Origin of the sequence: Pseudomonas sp. B23(2017) (assembly GCF_002113725.1) — a bacterium.
GTDB classification, from domain to species: Bacteria; Pseudomonadota; Gammaproteobacteria; order Pseudomonadales; family Pseudomonadaceae; genus Aquipseudomonas; species Aquipseudomonas putida_Z.
Window position 1 is genome coordinate 173427 of the sequence record NZ_NEJM01000014.1, and the last position, 19801, is coordinate 193227.

The following is a 19801-nucleotide window of genomic DNA, read 5'->3' on the forward strand; positions in this document are numbered from 1 at the left end:
TCAGTTTATGATGGCAGGATGATTTATCGGAGTGCAGGGCGCGCAGCCCTGTTTCTTCCTCAAGGAGTGAAAGCATGACCTTTTCCTTTGCAGCCAAGGCGGGTGTCTTGCTGGTGTTTTTTGGCAGCGTGCTGTTCGTGCACCTGCGCGGCAAGGCTCGCTTGCCGGTGTTGCGCCAGTTCGTCAACCATTCGGCGCTGTTCGCCCCTTATAACAGCCTGATGTACCTGTTTTCCGGCGTACCGTCCAAGCCCTATCTGGACCGCCAGCGCTTCCCCGAGCTGGACGTGCTGAAGGACAACTGGCAGGAAATCCGCGAAGAGGCCATGCGCCTGTTCGACGAGGGTTACATCCGCGCCGCCGAGAAGGATAACGACGCAGGCTTCGGTTCGTTCTTCAAGAAAGGCTGGAAGCGCTTTTACCTGAAGTGGTACGACAAACCGTTGCCTTCTGCCGAAACCCTGTGCCCGCGCACCGTCGAGCTGGTCAGCAGCATCCCCAACGTCAAGGGCGCGATGTTCGCCCTGCTGCCCGGCGGCAGCCACCTGAACCCGCACCGCGACCCGTTCGCCGGTTCCCTGCGCTACCACCTGGGCCTGTCCACCCCCAACTCCGATGCTTGCCGCATCTACGTCGATGGCGAGGAATATGCCTGGCGTGACGGCGAGGACGTGATGTTCGATGAAACCTACGTGCACTGGGTCAAGAACGAGACCGACGTTACCCGGGTGATCCTGTTCTGCGATATCGAACGCCCGCTGAGCAGCCCGCTGATGACCCGCATCAACCGCCAGGTCAGCGCCTTCCTCGGCCGTGCCACTGCGCCGCAGAACACCGACGACGAGCGTGTGGGCGGGATCAACCAGGCCTACGCCTGGAGCAAGCGCTTCAGCAACCGGATCAGTAGCAAGGTCAAGCAGTTCAAGCGCGCCAACCCCAAGGCCTACCGCGTGCTGCGGCCGGTGCTGGCGGCGGTGGTGGTGTACCTGTTGTATCACTGGTTGTTCTGATTTCTGCCTGTTGGGGCTGCCTTGCAGCCCATCGCGACACAAGGCCGCTCCTACAGGTGATCGAGTACTCCTGCAGGAGCGGCCTTGTGTCGCGACAGGGGCGCAAAGCGCCCCCGGCATCCTCTCAGAAAACTACTCAGGCAAGACCTTCCAGCAAACCGTCCGCTCGCACGATATCGACTATCACCTGTTCATCTACCGCGTACACCCCCCGCGATGCTTTCCAGACCAGATTCTTGTCCTGCAAGGCGATAAGCGCTTGCTGCACCCCCGGTACCTCGGCCTTCACTTCGCTCGCATCCACGCCAGCCTGTTCCATCGCTTTGGCGTACAGTGCCAGGGTCGGGGCCTCGAACGGCGCGTAGTCGTTCCCCTTTGCGCACATGACACGTAGAACCGCAGCCTGGATAGGCGTGAGGCTGTGGATCACCTTTTTCAGGTTTGCGTTCAAGTCATTGGCTTGTGCCTGAACAAGCTCTCTGAATCGTGCCGGAATGGCCTCGGGTTCAATGCCGAAGTCGAAGCGGATTTCATCCGCTGCCGCACCCAATAGCTCTGGGCGATAGCCGCTTTCCTTGAAGAGCTGAAACACCTCCGTTGAATCGAGTGCGCATGGCAGGTCGATATTGGCGCACAGCCAGTCAATGAAGTCCTGGTCCAGGGTCGGGAACTGCACCATGGAAGCGCCGAAGAACGCCTGGTCCTTGCTGTTGCGCAGCATGGCCAGCTTGTCCCGGTTTGAACCGGTGCAGACGATGCGCAAGCCATGGTGCTTCGAACTGTTGAGTTCGTCTCTGGCTGCCTTGAGGGCGAACAGCGCCGCTATTCCTTGCTCGGTCGTGATTGCATGCTGTGCTTCGTCGATGATCAGCACGATGATCTTGCGGGACTCATCGGAGAGCGCCGCAAGGGCGGTGGTCAGGTCGACATCTTGCCCCAGCCCGATCTTGTCCATGCTGAAATTCAGGCCGCCGACAGTGACCTTCTCCATGCCAGATGACTTTGCCAGCCGCGTGATGAAGCCTTCGTTACGCCCGACCGCCTCACGCACTGCTTCTACGATGACTTGCCCGGGATCCTTGGTCAGGTCTTTCCACAGATCGGCATACAGCACAATGGCCCCGGCTGTTTCGAGGGCAGGGCGCAGGTCTTCGCGGGCAAAGGTGGATTTACCGGTACGTCGTGGCGCAGCGAGAAACACCCCAGAGCTTGCTGCGCTGCCCACGGCGACTTGCAGGATCAATTTCGACAGGCGGGACGCAAGCGCCGGACGGTGATAGACAGTTTCAGGCATCTCGGCCCCTCCGTTTCAATTTATAGTCGATTATAGATTGATTATAGAGGCATTATAGATCTGACAGGGGCGGTGTTTATAGGGAATTATAGACAGACTATAGAGCGATTATAGATCGTGGTTGATGAGGGGGCGCGCAGCCCCCTTTGCTGCCTCAAGCCGGCTCCAACGCCTCCACCACTTTCCCCCGGCTAAGGTGCACCACCTTGTCCGCCGTATCGAAGTACCGGTCATCATGCGAAATCACGATGATGGTCTTGCCCAAACGCTTCAGGTCCGGCAGCAGCTCGGTGTAGAACACCCGGCGGAAGGTCGGGTCCTGGTCCGCTGCCCATTCGTCGAACACCAGCACCGGCCGCCCGTCCAGCCAGGCATTGACCAGTGCCAGGCGCTTGCGCTGGCCGGTCGACAGGTCGGTGGTGGTAAAGGCACCATCGCGCACGCTCACCTTGTGGGCGATCTCCAGCCGCTCCAGGTAGCGCGTGGCATCGCTGGGCAGGCTGTGTTCATGCTCGGGCAGGTCGTCGAACAGGTAGTAGTCGGCGAACACCGTGGTGAACAGCTGGCGATAGTCATCCAGCCCCTCCGGGCCGACGGCCTTGCCGTTCAGGCGCACTTCGCCGCTTTGCGGGGTGTACAGGCCCAGCAGCAGCTTGATTAGCGAAGTCTTGCCGCAGCCGTTCTCGCCGACGATGAACAGGATCTCGCCCGGTTCGATGCTCAGGTTCACCGGCCCCACGCGGAACGGCTCGTTGCCGTCCACCGGCGGGTAGGCGTACTCGACGTCGTGCAGCTCCAGATGCGCGCTGGCCGGGGCGGCGCGCTTGACCGGCGGCTCCAGCAGCAGGTGCGGCTCGGGCGAGGAGAAGCGCTCGGACAGGTCGGCAATGCGGCGGAACGCCACCTGGGCGCGGCCGAGGATCGGCAGGTTGCCGATCAAGGTTTCCAGCGGGCCTTTCATGTACAGCAGCACCAGCACGAAGCCGCTCATCACCGCCGGGTCGTTGCTCGGCCATAGCGATTGCAGGGCCAGGGTCAGGCCGATGACCACGAAGAACAGCATCGATCCCAAGCTCTTGGCCGCGACGAAGATGTTGATGGCGCGGATATGGGTGTTGGCGATGAAGTCGGCGGTGCCCTGGATGTTGCGAGTCAGCATGGCGTGGCGGCGGCGGCGGTCGATGCGCAGCTCCTTGGCGCCCTCGGCGATGGCCGAGTAGTGCTTCTGCAGGTTGTCTTCGGCATCGCGGGCGGCGTTGAAGCCGGCCACGCCTTTCTGCCTGGCCACGTACTGGATGCCACTGCCAATGCCGATGGCCGCCAGGGTGATGAGGAAGATCGGCCACGACAGCCAGGCCAGGTAGGCCATGCAGCCAGTCACGGTGGTGAGCGAGATGGCCAGCGGGGCGAAGGCGAAGGCAAAGTCGCTGATGGTGTCGACGTCGCGGGTCAGCACCGGGATCAGGCGATGGGTGCGGTAGCGCTCGATCTGCTCGATCGGCGCTGACAGCACCTTGGCGCCGAGGTCCTTGCGCAGCCTGGCGATGACTTTCTGCCCAACGTAGTTGGTGCCGCTGTCGGCCGCCACGCTGCTGACCAAGGCCAGCACGCACAGGCCGGCAAAGGCCAGGATCACGCCCTGGCTCATGCCGCCAGCGGCATGCAGGCCCTGGTTGACGGTGGCCAGCAGGGCGGTCACGGCCAGGCCGCCGAGCATGCCCAGCAGCACCGAGACGATTACCGCCGGGCGGTAGGGTTTCAGCAGGCCCAGCAATTCGCGGATGGCCCCGGGGGAGGAGGTTTTCATGAAGCGTGATCTCGCTGGTGAGGTGGGGGCGGGTCAGCTGCCTAGGGTCAGGGAGCCTTTCATCAAGGTGCTGTGGAACGGGAACGAGCAGTAGAAGCTGTACGCGGTACCTGCCTTCAGCGACCGGACGTCGAGGCTGATGCTGTCTGTTTCACCGCCGCCGATCAGGCGGGTGTGGGCGATCACCCGGGTGTCGCCGGGCTTCACGTAGTCCAGTGCCTCGCCGGCTTTCTGGCCGTCGTCGAGCACGCCTTGCATGTCGGCCTGGGTACTCAGCACCCAGTTGTGGCCCATCACGTTCTTCGGCATGTCGCCAGGGTGGGTGAGCGTGACGGTGAACACGGCGCAGGCCTTGGGCACGGTGATGGCGGCCTTGTCGAAGGTCATCTGGTCGGTGCCATGGATTTCCACGGCGCATGGCTCTGCCGACCACGCGGCAGGGGCCGCGGCGAGCAGGGCGAGGAGCAGAAGCTGGCGAGTCATGTACGGTTCCTGGGCGATAGAAGGGTGCACATCGTTCAGACGAACCGGCGCGCGCCGGCTTTACCTGTGTGTGCGGCCCAGGTGAATTTCCCCATCGCCCGCTCGTTCATTCAGTCAGGCGCCGACATGGCGCACATCCCGATTTCGCCGCCTATGCGGCCCTGGCCTGAGGTGACCGGACATGAGTGAACTGCTGAGCTTTGCGATCGAACCCCTGGACGCCGCACGCGGCAACCTGCCGCTGCTGGTGCGCGCGCCAGAGCCGGGTATCGACCTGCTGGAAGCCTTTGCCGAGTTGCAGCCGCTGGTGGACCGGCACCTGCTGCAGGCTGGCGGCATCCTGTTTCGCGGCTTCGAGGTGGGTGGTGCCGAAGCGTTCCGCCAGTTCGCCGCTTCCTTCGGTCACCCGCTGCTCAACTACGAGTTTGGCTCCACCCCGCGCAGCAACGTGACCAAGGGCGTGTACACCTCCACCGAGTACCCGGCGCACCAGAGCATCCCCCTGCACAACGAGCAGGCCTATACCCTGGAATGGCCGATGAAGATCTGGTTCTACAGCGTGATCCCCGCCGAGACCGGTGGCGAGACGCCGATTGCCGACAGCCGCGAGGTGTACCGGCGCATGCCGGCGCGCATTCGTGAGCGGCTGGTGGAGAAGGGGCTGATGTACGTGCGCAACTACGGCAACGGCCTTGATGTGGAATGGTCGCAGGTGTTCAACACTGAAGACCCGCGCCAGGTCGAGGCCTATTGCCGGGCGCATGCCATCGAGTGCATCTGGAAAGATGACGGCGAATTGCGCACCCGCCAGCGCTGCCAGGTGGTGGCGCGCCACCCGGTGACCGGGGAGGATGTGTGGTTCAACCAGGCGCACCTGTTCCATGTGTCGAACCTGCAGCCAGAAGTGCGCGAGTCGTTGATGGACATCGTAGAGGAAGAGGACCTGCCGCGTAACGTGTACTACGGCGACGGTACGACCATCGAGGATTCGCTGCTCGATGAAGTGCGCGGGGTGCTGGACGAGTGCACCATCAGCTTTCCGTGGCAGGCAAACGATGTGCTGATGCTGGACAACATGCTTGCGGCGCATGCGCGGTCGCCGTTTACCGGCAAGCGCAAGGTGGTGGTGGCGATGGCGCAGGGGTATAGCGAGGGGTTGGGCTGATTTGGGAGTGAGGGCTGCCATGTGCCTGCCTTGAGAGGTGTGGTGTCTGTGAGATCGAGCGCCGCCCGCGCGGCGCTTCGCGGGACAAGCCCGCTCCCACATTTGTTGCAACGTGGCCATGCCTGTGGGAGAGGCGTTGTCAGCCTGGGTGCATGGCTTGAGACAGGTGATGCGGCAGCAATGCCAACTCAGAAATCCAGTCAACCCACCAAGGCTGGCAACCATGGCCTGACAGGTTCGGCACGTTGCAACAAATGTGGGAGCGGGCTTGTCCCGCGAAGCGCCGCGCGGGCGGCGCTCGATCTCATAGGCACTGAAAGGGTTGTGGCGAACACCTGTCAGCCCAGATGCATTCCCCAGACATACCTCTTGCAACCTACAACAATCCCAGACTCTTCCTACGCCTCGGGACTGGCAACTCCACCCCTGCGAAATATCCTACAACCTCTGTCGACATGCGTCTGATTGTTCCTGCAAATCCCGCTCTCTAGGCTGTGCCCGTCGCTGACGGTTCAGCGATCGGGTGTGGAAACCTGTAGTAAGCATTTCAGGGTTTGTCGTTACATTCAGGAGAACCCATGACAGACGAAACCAAAACCACCCCCGGCGTTACCTACTTCTACCAAGGCGAAGGCCAAACCCATCCGCTGTTCCGTATCGCTGAGGACATCCCCTGCCGCAGCGCCCGCGAGCAAGCCTCGGAGCTGATGGGCTATGCACGCGACTTGTCACTGACCGGTTTGATGGACGGCGATCAGCAGATGCTCTGGGCTTCGCATTACTTCGCAGCCATGGCCAAGGCGTTGTTGGATGATGCCGAGTTGGGTTTGCTGCGCTGATCCTTGTATTGACTGGGCTGGCCCTTTCGCGGCTAAAGCCGCTCCTACAGGGATTGTGCATGCCTCAGGGTATGCACGGCCCCTGTGGGAGCGGGTTTACCCGCGAACACCGGCGCAGCCGGTACCAGCCACCGCGTCGCCTGTTTCGCGGGCACGCCCGCTCCCACAGAGATAGCGTCGCGTCCTGGCTGGCGCCATTCCTGTAGCGGCTATGGCCTTGCTCAGAGACCTTGAAACCTGCGCGGTCGGTGTGGGAGCTGGCTTGCCGGCGATCACCGGCGCAGCCGGTGCCATACACACTAAATCACCCCCCCACACCTTCGTCTGACAGTTACCGCTCGACTGCCAGGACACCGCTCGACATGAATGCCGACCAAACGCTCAAGCTCGCCCGCCGCTTCATCGAACTCAGCCCCGACAAGCGCCGCCTGTTCCTCAAGGCGCTGCAGGGCGAGGGCATGGATTTTTCCGTGCTGCCGATTGCGCCCGGGGTAGAGGTGGCCGAGCGTGACCAGCTGTCGTACGCCCAGCGGCGCATGTGGTTCCTCTGGCAGCTCGACCCGCAAGGTGCGGCGTACAACCTGCCTATGGCCGTGCGCCTGAATGGCCCCCTGGACCTGGCAGCCCTGCAGCACGCCTTCGATGCCCTGGTGGCCCGCCACGAAACCCTGCGCACCCGCTTCGTCGCCGACGGCGATGACGTGCGCCAGCAGGTCGATGCCAGCGCTGCCCCGTTGCAGGTGCACCAGGATGCCCTGGCCGGCCTGGATGAAGGCGCCCGTCAGGCCGCCATCGAAACCATCGCCGAAGCCGAAGCCCTGGCCCCCTTCGACCTGGCCAGCGGCCCGCTGTTGCGGGTGCGCCTGCTGCAACTGGCGGCACAGGAGCACATCCTGCTGCTCACCCTGCACCACATCGTCGCCGACGGCTGGTCGATGAACGTGCTGATCGACGAATTCCTGCACCTGTACGATGCCGCCGTGGCCGGCAGCGAAGCCCGCCTGGAACCGCTGCCGATCCAGTACCGCGACTACGCCCTGTGGCAGCGCAGCTGGCTCCAGGCCGGTGAGCAGGAGCGCCAGCTGGTCTACTGGCAGGCGCGCCTGGGCGACGACCATTCGCCGCTTGAGCTGCCACTGGACCGCAGCCGCCAGGGCCGCCCCAGCTATCGCGGCGCACGTCACGAGTTCCCTGTCGCTGCAGATGTCGCCGAACGGCTGCGCGGCCTGGCACGCAAGCATAACGTCACCCTGTTCATGGTCCTGCTGGCCGCCTTCAAGCTGCTGCTGCAGCGCTACAGCGGCCAGTCGGCGATCCGTGTCGGCGTGCCCATCGCCAACCGCAACCGCGGCGAAAGCCAAGGGCTGATCGGCTGCTTCATCAATACCCAGGTACTGCACACCGAAATCGACCCGCTGCTGGATATCACCGGTCTGCTCCAACGCGTGCGCGAAACCGCCGTAGGCGCGCAAAGCCACCAGGACCTGCCGTTCGAGCAACTGGTCGAAGCCCTGGACCTGCCGCGCAGCAGCGAGAGCCCGCTGTTCCGCGTGCTGTTCAACCACCAGGCGCAGGTGGCGGATGTGCAAGCCATCGAGACCCGCTCCGGCCTGAGCCTGGCGCCTGTCATGCTGGCAAAGCACAGCGCCCGCTTCGACCTCGCGCTGGACACCCATGAACGAGCGGGGCAGCTGCACGCAGCGTTCACCTATGCGACCGACGTGTTCGATACGGCCACCGTCGAAGCCCTTGGCGAGCAGTGGCTGGCGCTGGTGCAGGCATTGGCCGACGAAGCGGGTGGCGCAGTCGGCGAGTTGCCATTGCCAGGCCTGGCCCCTGCCATTGGCGCGCCTGCGCAGGCTGACGCAACGCTGCTGGTTCACCAGCGTTTTGCCGTCGCCGCCAGCCGCCACCCTGAACGCACGGCGGTGATGGCTGCGGGCGAGCAGGCCAGCTTCGCCGAACTCGATGCCCGCGCCGAGGCCATTGCAGGCCGGCTGGTGGAAGCCGGAGCAGGGCCGGACACACTGGTCGGCGTGCTGGCCGACCGCAGTGTCGGCATGCTTGCCAGTATCCTCGGCGTACTCAAGGCCGGTGGTGCCTACCTGCCACTGGAGCCCGAGCAGCCGGCCGAACGCTTGGCCTACATGCTTGCCGACAGCGGTACCCGTCTGGTACTGGCACCCGATAACTGGTCGGCCGAACTGCCCGAGGGCGTGCAGCGCCTGGACTGGGCGCAAACCGGCAGCGGCAGCGCCGCCCGCATCGCCCCGACGCCGGCCAACCTGGCCTACGTGATCTACACCTCCGGCACCACCGGCCAGCCCAAGGGCGTGGCGATCAGCCACGGCGCCCTGGCCAACTACGTCGAAGGCATCGCCGCACGTTTGCCGGTCGACCGTATCCGCAGCATGGCCCAGGTCTCGACCCCGGCTGCCGACCTCGGCCACACCATGCTGTTCGGTGCCTTGTGCGGCGGCCATACCCTGCATTTGCTGCTACGCGAGCAGGTGCTGGATGCCGAAGGCTTCGCCGCCTACCTGGCCGAGCACCAGATAGATGCGCTGAAGATCGTACCGTCGCACCTGGAAGCCATGTTGGTGGCTGGCCGCTCGGCGCTGCCGGCACAGTGCCTGGTGCTCGGCGGCGAGGCCATCAGCCCGAGCCTGCTGGGCAAGATCCGCAACCTGGCCCCGGCGCTCAAGGTGTTCAACCACTACGGCCCGACCGAAACCACCGTCGGTGTGCTGGTCGCTGAACTGAACGGGCAGGCCAGCCTCGGCCAGCCCCTGGCCAACACCCGTGTCGCGGTGCTCGACCGCTGCCTGCAACCCCTGCCGGCCAAAGCCAAGGGCGAGCTGTACATCGGTGGCGCCGGCCTGGCCCGTGGCTACCTGAAACGCCCGGCACTCACCGCCGAGCGCTTCGTCCCCGACCCTGACGGCAGCCACGGCCAGCGCCTGTACCGCAGCGGTGACTGGGTTCGCCAAGGCAGCGACCTGCAGTTTGCCGGGCGCATGGATGGCCAGGTGAAGATCCGTGGCTATCGCGTGGAACTGGCCGAAATCGAAAACCAGCTGCGTGCCTTGGGCGGTGTCGCCAATGCCCTGGTGCGCGTGCATGGCCAGGCGCCGCAACTGCAATTGGCTGCCTGGCTGGTGCCCAGCCAGATGCCGGCCGAAAGCCTGGCCTGGCAGGAATCGGTCCGCGCCAGCCTCAAGAGCCTGCTGCCCGAACATATGGTGCCGACCCACCTGATAGTGCTGGAGCACCTGCCGGTCACGGTCAACGGCAAGGTTGACGTCAAGGCGCTGCCGGAACCTGTCGCCACCCAAGTGGCCTATCAAGCGCCGCAGACCCCGCTGCAAGCGCAATTGGCGCAGATCTGGGCGCAAGTCCTGCAAGTACCGCAGGTAGGCCTGGGTGACAACTTCTTTGCCCTTGGCGGCCATTCGCTGCTGGCCACCCAGGCGGTATCGCGGATACGCAAGCAGCTGGGCGTGGATATCCCGCTGCGCAGCCTGTTCGACACCGTCGACCTGCAGGCCTTTGCCCAGGCAGTGGCCGAAGGCGAGCAGGGCGCAGGCCTGGACATCGAGATCCTCGATCGCCAGCAACCGCTGCCGGTGTCCCGCTCGCAGAACCGCCAGTGGCTGTTCTGGAAGCTCAACCCCGAAAGCCTGGCCTACAACACGCCGATGGCCGTGCGCATGCAGGGCCACCTCGACCACTGCGCCGTGCAGGCTGCGCTGGATGCCTTGGTAACCCGCCACGAATCGTTGCGCACGGTGTTCGTCGAGGCCGACGGCCTGCCCTGGCAGCGCATCCTGCCGGCCGCCACGGTAGCGATCGGTTTCGAAGACCTCAGCGGCCAGGACCACGCCGCGCAGATGCGCAAGCTGGAAGCCGAAGCCTTCGTCCCGTTCGACCTGGAGCACGGCCCGCTGCTGCGCGCACGCTTGTTCAAGGTGCATGCGCAGGAGCACCTGCTGTCGCTGACCTTGCACCATATCGTCTCCGATGGCTGGTCGATGAGCCTGCTGGTGCGCGAATTCGCCGCCGCCTACAACGCCGCCGCCACGGGCCAGGCGCAAACCATCGAGCCACTGCCGGTGCAGTACGCCGACTTCGCCGCCTGGCAGCGCAAGTGGCTGGCCGAGGGGCAGATGCAGGCGCAGATCGACTACTGGAAGGCCCGACTGGAAGATGATTTCGAAGTGCTGGAACTGCCTGCCGACCGCATTCGCCCGCAGGTCAAAAGCTACCAGGGCAGCCGCTTCGACGTGCGCCTGCCACAGGCCCTCACCGAGCGCCTGCGGGCACTGGCGGTGGCATCCAACGCCACGCTGTTCCATGTGTTCCTGGCAGCCTATGCCATCGTGCTGTCGCGCTACAGCCGCAAGGGCACGCTCAACATCGGCGTGCCGGTCACCAACCGCAACCGCCTGGAGCTGGAAGGGCTGATCGGCTTCTTCATCAACGTGGTGGTGGCCCGTATCAGTGTCGATGGCAGCCAGCCTTTCGCGCAGTTGCTGGCGGCAATCAAGGAAACCACCTTGCAGGCCCAGGCCAACAAGGACGTGCCGTTCCTCGAGGTAGCCGAGGCGCTGTACCCCGACCGTGGCCAAGGTGTGAACCCGTTCTTCCAGGTGCTGTACAACCACCTGCGCGACCTTGGCCAGCAGGTGTCCAGCGATGCCCTGCACGGCTTGCAGGTCAAGGAGGTGGACCTGCTGGAGCCGGGCGCGCAGTACGACATGTCGCTCAATACCCTGGAGCGCTCCGACGGCGTTACTGCCTCGTTCAACTATTCCACCGACCTGTTCGATGCCGCACGTATCGAGCGCATGGCCGGGCATTGGCAAGCACTGCTGGAAGCCATTTGCGCCGAGCCACAGCGCTGCATTGCCGAGTTGGACTTGCTTGGCAGTGCCGAACGCCAGCAGCTGACCCACGGCTGGAACCCGGCGCCCCAGGCTGGCAGCGGCTTGTGTGCGCACCAGCTGCTGTCACTCCAGGCCCACGAGCGGCCGGATGCGCTGGCGCTGATCTTCGACGACCAGCAGATGACCTACGCCGAACTGGACCGCAGCAGCAACCAGCTGGCCCATCGCCTGCGGGCGCTGGGCGTTGGGCCGGACTGCCTGGTTGGCGTGGCTGTCGAGCGCGGCCTGGGCATGGCCCTGGCGCTGATCGCCATTCACAAGGCGGGTGGCGCCTATGTGCCGCTGGACCCGGACTACCCGCAAGAACGCCTGGCCTACATGGTCGAGGACAGCAATATCGGCCTGCTGCTGGCCGACGTGCCCTCGCGTGAGCGCCTGCAACTGGGCAAGCAACTGCCCTGCGTGGTACTGGAGCCGGGCACCGAGTGGCTGCACGCCTGGCCCGCCGAACCGCTGGCCAACCTGGCGGCGCCGCACAACCTCGCCTACGTCATCTACACCTCCGGCTCCACCGGCATGCCCAAGGGCGTGGCCATCGACCACCAGGCCCTGTCGCTGTTCTGCCAGGTGGCCGGCGACTATTCGCGCCTCAGCCCAGGCGATCGCGTGCTGCAGTTCGCCACCATCAGCTTCGATGGCTTCATCGAGCAGTTCTTCCCGCCGCTGGCCCAGGGCGCCTGTGTGGTGCTGCGCGACCTGCGGCTGTGGGACACCGCCACCCTGCTGGACGAGATCAACCGCCACGGCGTGACCGTGGCCGACCTGCCAGCGGCCTACTGGCGCCTGCTGGCGCTGGAGCGCCGCGCCCCCGAGGCCTATGGCCGGCTGAAGCAGATTCACGTGGGGGGAGAGGCGGTACCGGAAGATGCCCTGCGCGCCTGGCTGGCCGATGGCCCGCCAGCGGTGCGCCTGCTGAACACCTACGGCCCGACCGAAGCCACCGTGGTCGCCACCACCTACGACTGCTCGCAGATGACCGTGGAGCAGATCAGCCAGGGCGGCGTGCCGATCGGCCGTGCCTTGCCGGGGCGTACCCTGCATGCCTTGGACGATGGCCTGGCGCCGACACCGGTGGGCGTGCCCGGCGAGCTGTTCATCGGCGGGGCAGGGTGCCTGGCACGCGGTTATCACCAGCGGCCGTCACTCACCGCCGAGCGTTTCATCCCCGACCCGTTCGACCCGGTTGGCGGTGGCCGCCTGTACCGCACCGGCGACCTCGGCTGCTACGACGAAAACGGCCAGCTGGCCTATCGCGGCCGGGTCGACCACCAGGTGAAGGTGCGCGGCTTCCGTATCGAGCTGGGCGAGATCGAGCAATACCTGCGGGCGCACCCGGACGTTCGCGAAGCCACCGTGCTGGCCATCGACCTGCCCAGTGGCAAGCAGCTGTGCGCCTATGCGGTGCCGGCCGAAGGTTACCGCGGCGATCTGCGCCAGGCCCTGAAGCAGTACCTCAAGGCCAGCCTGCCGGACTACATGATCCCGGCCTACCTAGTGACCCTGCCGAGCATGCCGCTGACCCCCAGCGGCAAACTCGACCGCAAGGCCTTGCCGCTGCCCGACCCGAACCAGCCACAGCATGACTACCAGGCGCCGCAGAGCGAGCGGCAGCAGCAGCTGGCGAACATCTGGGCGCAGTTGCTGAACGTTGCCCGGGTCGGCCTGAACGACAACTTCTTTGAGCTGGGCGGCCACTCCTTGCTGGCGGCCCAGGCAGTGTCGCGGATCAACGTCGAGCTGGGGCTGGACATACCCCTGCGGCTGATCTTCAGCCACCCCGAACTACGCGCGTTCGCCCAGGCACTGGACGAGCAGGGCCTGTCGCTCTCCGACGATGGCCTGAGCGATATCGAACAAATGATGAATGCATTCACAGAGGCCTGACATGGAACTCACTGCCGCACAACGCATCGCCCAACGTTTCGTTGGCCTCCCCGTGGAGCAACGCCAGCAGATCCTGGCAAAGATGCAGGCCACCGGGCAGAGCTTCCGCCTGCTGCCCATCGTGCCCGCGCGCCAGGGCCTGGCGCGTATTCCGCTGTCGTACGCCCAGCAACGCCTGCTGTTTCTCTGGCAGCTGGAGCCCGACAGCCCGGCCTACAACGTGCCGATGGCAGTACGCCTGAAGGGCGCGCTGGACCAGGCGGTGCTGCAGCAGGCGCTGGATGCGCTGGTGCAACGCCACGAGTCGCTGCGCACGCGCTTCGCCTCGGAGGAGGGCGAGTTCTACCAGGAAATCCTCGAGCACTGCCCGCTGGCGCTGGAACGGGTGATGTTCGACGGTGCCGCCGACGAGGCAGCGCTGAGCGTGGCCGTGGACGCCGCCCTCAAGCAGCCCTTCGACCTGCTGGCCGGCCCGCTGCTGCGGGTGACCCTGCTGCGCGTGGCCGCCGATCACCACGTGCTGGCGCTGAGCATGCACCACATCATCTCCGACGGCTGGTCCAGCGATGTGCTGGTGCAGGAATTCATCCAGCTGTACAGCGCCCTGGCCGAAGGCCGGCAGGCCGAGTTGCCGGCGTTGCCGATCCAGTACGCCGACTACGCCATCTGGCAGCGCGCCTGGCTCGAGGCCGGTGAAGCGCAGCGCCAGCTGGCCTACTGGCAGGCCCAGCTGGGCGACGAGCAGCCGGTGCTGAGCCTGCCGCTGGACTTCGAGCGCCCGGCCACGCCCAGCCAGCGTGGCGCGGTGGTGCGCGTGGACATCGGCGCCGAACAGGCCGAGGCCTTGCGCAGCCAGGCGCGCAAGGGTGGCCACACGTTGTTCGTGCTGGTACTGGCGGCCATGGCGGTGGTGCTGTCGCGCTACAGCGGCCAGGCCGACATCCGCATCGGCGCCCCGAACGCCGGGCGCAACCGCAAGGAGCTGGAAGGCCTGATCGGCTTCTTCATCAACACCCAGGTGCTGCGCGTGCAGGTGGACGAGCGCGTCACCTTCGCCGCGCTGCTGGAGCAGGTAAAAGACGTGATCGGCGGCGCCCAGTCGCACCAGGAACTGCCGTTCGAGCACTTGGTCGATGCCTTGCTGCCGGAGCGCAACCTGGCCCACAACCCGCTGTTCCAGTTCAAGATCAACCAGCACGTGGCCGCCAGCGATGCAGGGCGCAAGCGCCTGGGCGCGCTGGAGGTGGAAGGCTTTGCCCGTGACAGTGGCGATGCCCGCTTCGACCTGGCGTTCGACTTCTCCGACAAGGCCGACGGCATCGAAGGCTACTTCACCTACGCCACCGACCTGTTCGAGCAGGCCACCATCGAACGCATGGCCGCTTCGCTGCGCCAGGTGCTGGATGCGCTGATCCGTGACCCGCAGCAGGCGATCGTCGACAGCCCGCAAGTGGCGACGCTGCTGCCGGCAGCCACGCAGGCCTACCCGCACGGCAACTTCCTCGCTTTGTGGCGCCAGGCAATGGCGCAAGGCCAGGCCCACGGCGGTGTGCGTGCCGGTGACCGGTTCATGACCCAGGCTGGGCTGGAGGCGGCGTCCAACCGCCTGGCCGACTACCTGCGCCAGCACGGCGTCGGTGCCGGCAGCATCGTCGCCCTGTGCCTGCCGCGCTCCATCGAGTGGGTCGGCGCCTTGCTCGCAGTGCTCAAGACCGGCGCCGCCTATCTGCCGCTGGACACCCAGCAGCCGCAGGAGCGCCTGCAACAACTGATTGCCGACAGTGGCGCCGCCGTACTCCTGCATGAGCCGGGCGACCAGCGCTTCGCCGGCCTGGACGGTGTGCAGCTGATTGCCTGCGATCACACCGCCTGGGCAACCTGCAGCGACAGCCCGGTCGAGGTGGCCATCGCCGCCGAACAACCGGCCTATCTGATCTACACCTCGGGCTCGACCGGCCAGCCGAAAGGCGTGGTGGTCAGCCACGGGGCGCTGGCCAGCTACACCCAGGCGGTGCTGGAGCGCCTGCAACTGCCTACCGCGGCAAGCATGGCGATGGTGTCCACCACCGCGGCCGACCTGGGCCACACCGTGCTGTTCGGTGCCCTGGCTTCGGGCCGCCTGCTGCACCTGTTGCCACAGGAACTGGCGTTCGACCCGGATGGCTTCGCCAGCTACATGGCGCAGCACCAGGTCGGCGTGCTCAAGCTGGTGCCGAGCCACCTGCAAGGCTTGCTGCAAGCGGCCCGCGCCGCCGATGTGCTGCCCGCCGAGGCATTGATCCTGGGTGGTGAGGCATGCAGCTGGGGCCTGTTGGAAAAAATCCGCGAACTGCGCCCGGCTTGCCGGGTCATCAACCACTACGGCCCGACCGAAACCACTGTCGGCGTGCTCACCTTCGAGCCGGGGCAGCCGCTGCCAGGTTGCCGCACGGTGCCGGTCGGGCGCCCGCTGGGCAACGCCTGCGCCCAGGTGCTGGATGGCTACCTCAACCCGTTGGCGGCGCAGGTGCCCGGTGAGCTTTACCTGGGCGGGCAAGGCGTCGCCCAGGGCTACCTGGGCCAGCCAGCGTTGACCGCCGAACGCTTCGTGCCGACCGAGGGTGGTGCCCGCCTGTACCGCACCGGCGACCGCGCGCGGCTAACGGCCGATGGCCTGGTCGAGTTCATCGGCCGTGCCGACGACCAGGTGAAGATCCGCGGCTATCGCGTGGAGCCAGGTGAAGTCGGCCGGGTGCTGGCCGGCCTGCCCGGTGTCAGCGAGGCCGTGGTGCTGGCCTTGCCACTGGAAGGTGACGCCGAGCGCTTGCAGCTGGTGGCCTACGGTGTGGCCGACGCAGGCGTGACCGTGCAGCAACTGCAGGCGCAATTGCAGGCACGCCTGCCGGACTACATGGTGCCGGCGCAGATACTGCTGCTGGAGCGCCTGCCACTGACCGCCAACGGCAAGCTCGACAAGCGTGCCTTGCCGGCACCGGGCGCGGTCAGCCGTGGCTATGTGGCGCCGCAAGGCGATATCGAGGAGAAGCTGGCCGCAGTGTGGGCCGATGTGCTCAAGCTGGAGCAGGTCGGCAGCACCGACAACTTCTTCGAACTGGGCGGCGACTCGATCCTCAGCCTGCAGATCATCGCCCGGGCCAAACGCCAGGGCATCAGGATCACCCCCAAGCAGTTGTTCGAACAACAGACCATCGCCCAGCTGGCCCAGGTAGCCAAGCGCATCGAGGCCAAGCAAGCAGTTGCGGCCGCAGCTGTGGACACCGCCACCAGCGGCGAGTTGGCATTGCTGCCGGCCCAGGCGCGTTTCTTCGAGATGGAGATCGCCCAGCCGGCGCATTGGAACCAATCGGTGCTGCTCAAGCCTGCCAGCCCGGTGCAGGTGCAACACCTGGAGGCAGCCCTGCGCGCCGTGGTCGAGCAGCACGATGCCCTGCGCCTGCGCTTCAGCCGTGGCGAAAGCCATTGGCAGGCGCGCTTCCAGCCGCTGGACAATGCACCACTGCTGCGCCAGCGCAACCTGGCCGCACTGAGTGAGCTGGACGCCGCCGGCAACCAGGTGCAGGCCAGCCTGAACCTGGAGCGCGGGCCGCTGCTGCGTGCCGAACTGTTCGATTTCGCCGATGGCCAGCAGCGCCTGCTGCTGGTGGTCCATCACCTGGTGGTCGACGGTGTGTCGTGGCGGGTGTTGCTGGAAGACCTGCAAGCGGCCTACCGGCAATTGCTGAACGGTCAGGCCGTGAGCCTGCCCGCCAAGACCACCTCAGTGAAGACCTGGGCCGAGCGCCTGGCCAGCCATGCCGGCAGCCCCGCATTGCAAGCACAGCACGACTACTGGCTGCAGGCGCTGGCCGGCGACCACGCCGAACTGCCGCGTGACAACCCGCTGGGCAGCCTGGCCAACACCCATGCCCGTACCGCCGCCACACGGCTGGATGCCGAGCGCACCGCCAAGCTGCTGAAACAGGCCACGGCGGCCTACCGCACGCAGATCAACGACCTGCTGCTGACCGCGCTGGCGCGCACCCTGTGCCAGTGGAGCGCACAGGACAACGTGCAGGTACTGCTGGAGGGCCATGGCCGCGAAGACCTGTTCGACGACCTCGACCTCAGCCGCACCGTGGGCTGGTTCACCAGCCTGTTCCCGGTGCGTCTCACACCCGGCCAGGACCTTGGCCAGTCGATCAAGGCGATCAAGGAGCAACTGCGCGGCGTGCCGGACAAAGGCCTCGGCTACGGCTTGCTGCGTTACTTTGGCGATGCTGAAGTGCGTGACCGGCTCGAGCGTGCCGCCCAGGCCCGTGTCACCTTCAACTACCTGGGCCAGTTCGATGCCAGCTTCGATGCCGAGGCCGGCGCCCTGTTCACCCCGAGCGGGGAAAGCGCAGGCCGTACCCAATGTGCCGGCGCACAGCTGGGCAACTGGCTGAGCATCACCGGCCAGGTGTACGGCGGCGAGCTGTTCCTGGAGTGGACCTACAGCGCTGACGTTCATCACCCTGCCACCATCGAGAAGCTGGCCCAGGCCTACGGGCAGGCCTTGGCAGAGCTGGTCGAGCACTGCTGCGATGCCCGGCACCAGGGCGTGACGCCGTCGGACTTCCCGCTGGCTGAGCTGACCCAGGCGCAACTGGACAGCCTGCCGCTGGAGGCCGGGCAGATCGCCGATGTGTACCCGCTGTCACCCATGCAGCAGGGCATGTTGTTCCACACCCTTTACGACCAGCAGGCCGGCAACTACATCAACCAGCTGCGCGTGGATGTGGATGGGCTGGATGTGCAGCGTTTCCAGCAGGCCTGGCAGGCCACGCTCGATGCCCACGACATCCTGCGCAGCGGTTTCATCCTGCAGGGCGAACTGGAGCAGGCCGTACAGGTGGTACGCAAGGCCGTCGAATTGCCGTGCAGCGAGCATGACTGGCGTGGCCAGCCGGCGCTGGAGCAGGCATTGCAGGCCCTGGCCGAGGGTGAGCGCCAGCGCGGCTTCGACCTTGCTGCCGCGCCGCTGCTGCGCCTGGTACTGGTACTTACGGGCGATACCCACCACCACCTGGTCTACACCAACCACCACATCCTGATGGACGGCTGGAGCACCTCGCGCCTGTTGGGCGAAGTGCTGCAGCGCTATGCCGGCCTGGCGCCGCAGGCACAGGCCACGCACTACCGCGACTACATCGCCTGGCTGCAGGGCCAGGACGCGGCCGTTGCCGAAGCCTTCTGGAAAGCCCAGCTTGCGGCCCTGGACGAGCCGACCCGCCTGGCCCAGGCCATCGCCGGCAGTGCAGGCGCAAGCGGTAGCGGTCATGGCGACCACCGCCTGGCCTTCGACCCTGAGCAGACTACGCGCATCGAAGCCTTCGCCCGGGCCAACCGGGTCACGGTCAACACCCTGGTGCAATCGGCCTGGCTGCTGCTGTTGCAGCGCTGCACCGGCCAGGCCAGCGTGTGCTTCGGCGCCACGGTCGCCGGCCGCCCGGCAGACCTGCCGGGGGTGGAGGAACAGATCGGCCTGTTCATCAACACCTTGCCGGTGATCGGCGCCCCGCGTGCCGAGCAGACCGTGGCCGAGTGGATCGGCCAGGTGCAGGCCGGCAACCTGGCCGTGCGCGAGTTCGAGCACACCCCGCTGTACGATGTGCAGCGCTGGGCGGGGCAGGGCGGTGACGCCTTGTTCGACAGCATCCTGGTGTTCGAGAACTACCCGGTGGCCGAGGCGCTGCAACAGGGCGCGCCCGGTGGCCTGCGCTTCGGCGACGTGGCCGTGCAGGAGCAGACCAACTACCCGCTGACCCTGGTGGTGGAACTGGGCACCACGCTGTCGATGCAGTACAGCCATGACCGTGCGCTGTGGAGCGACGAAAGCATTGGCCGCCTGGCTGGCTACTTTGCCAACCTGCTGCAGGCGCTGGTGGAGAATGCTGACGCGGTGATTGGCGAGCTGCCAATGCTGGGGCTGCCAGAACAGCGACAGATGGTCGAAGGCTGGAACGAAACCCAGGCGACGTACCCGGACGAGCGCAGCATTCACCAGCTGATCGAGGCCCAGGTGTTCGCCACCCCGGATGCCCCGGCGCTGGCCTTTGGCGAGCAGACCCTGAGCTATACCGAGCTCAACCGCCGTAGCAACCAGCTGGCGCACAAGCTGCGCGAGCAGGGCGTGGGCCCGGATGTGCTGGTGGGCATCGCCATGGAGCGCAGCCTGGAGATGGTCATCGGTTTGCTCGGCATCGTGAAGGCCGGCGGCGCTTATGTGCCGCTGGACCCGGAATACCCCCAGGATCGCCTGAGCTACATGTTCGAGGACAGCGGCATCGCCTTGCTGCTGACCCAGTCGCACCTGCACGAAGCCCTGCCGATCCCGGCCGGCCTGCGCAGCCTG

At 65.9% G+C, this 19801-nt stretch carries 8 protein-coding genes; 5 read left to right on the plus strand and 3 right to left on the minus strand.

Going from position 1 to position 19801, the window contains the following annotated elements; translation table 11 throughout:
- Nucleotides 1-74 precede the first annotated feature (74 nt).
- Nucleotides 75-1010 carry an aspartyl/asparaginyl beta-hydroxylase domain-containing protein gene (locus CAG46_RS21290; protein ID WP_085618090.1) on the plus strand — a complete coding sequence of 312 codons (936 nt, stop codon included), beginning with the start codon at nucleotides 75-77 and terminating at the stop codon, nucleotides 1008-1010.
- Nucleotides 1011-1146: 136 nt separating this feature from the next.
- On the opposite strand, the gene CAG46_RS21295 is transcribed toward CAG46_RS21290, so the two are convergent.
- The 3 genes from CAG46_RS21295 to azu form a co-directional block, all read right to left on the minus strand.
- On the minus strand, nucleotides 1147-2304 hold the full coding sequence (locus CAG46_RS21295) for an ATPase (protein WP_085618092.1): 1158 nt from the start codon (nucleotides 2302-2304) through the stop codon (nucleotides 1147-1149).
- A 154-nt stretch (nucleotides 2305-2458) separates the two neighbouring features.
- Entirely contained in the window at nucleotides 2459-4111 is a 1653-nt protein-coding gene (locus CAG46_RS21300) for a cyclic peptide export ABC transporter (RefSeq protein WP_085618094.1), read from the minus strand.
- 33 nt (nucleotides 4112-4144) lie between these two features.
- Complete coding sequence (azu, locus tag CAG46_RS21305; protein WP_085618096.1) at nucleotides 4145-4594, minus strand: azurin; 450 nt, start codon at nucleotides 4592-4594, stop codon at nucleotides 4145-4147.
- 181 nt (nucleotides 4595-4775) lie between these two features.
- Between azu and CAG46_RS21310 the strand changes: the two genes are divergently transcribed.
- The 4 genes from CAG46_RS21310 to CAG46_RS21325 form a co-directional block, all read left to right on the plus strand.
- Nucleotides 4776-5759: a TauD/TfdA family dioxygenase gene (locus tag CAG46_RS21310; protein WP_085618098.1), complete on the plus strand. Its 984-nt coding sequence runs from the start codon at nucleotides 4776-4778 to the stop codon at nucleotides 5757-5759.
- Between the two features lie 578 nt (nucleotides 5760-6337).
- Nucleotides 6338-6598, plus strand: coding sequence for a DUF3077 domain-containing protein (locus CAG46_RS21315; protein ID WP_085618100.1), 261 nt, complete (start codon nucleotides 6338-6340; stop codon nucleotides 6596-6598).
- 362 nt (nucleotides 6599-6960) lie between these two features.
- Nucleotides 6961-13428 carry a non-ribosomal peptide synthetase gene (locus CAG46_RS21320; RefSeq protein WP_085618102.1) on the plus strand — a complete coding sequence of 2156 codons (6468 nt, stop codon included), beginning with the start codon at nucleotides 6961-6963 and terminating at the stop codon, nucleotides 13426-13428.
- A gap of 1 nt (nucleotide 13429) precedes the next feature.
- The coding region (locus CAG46_RS21325; RefSeq protein WP_143493566.1) for a non-ribosomal peptide synthetase at nucleotides 13430-19801 on the plus strand (6372 nt) is incomplete at its 3' end.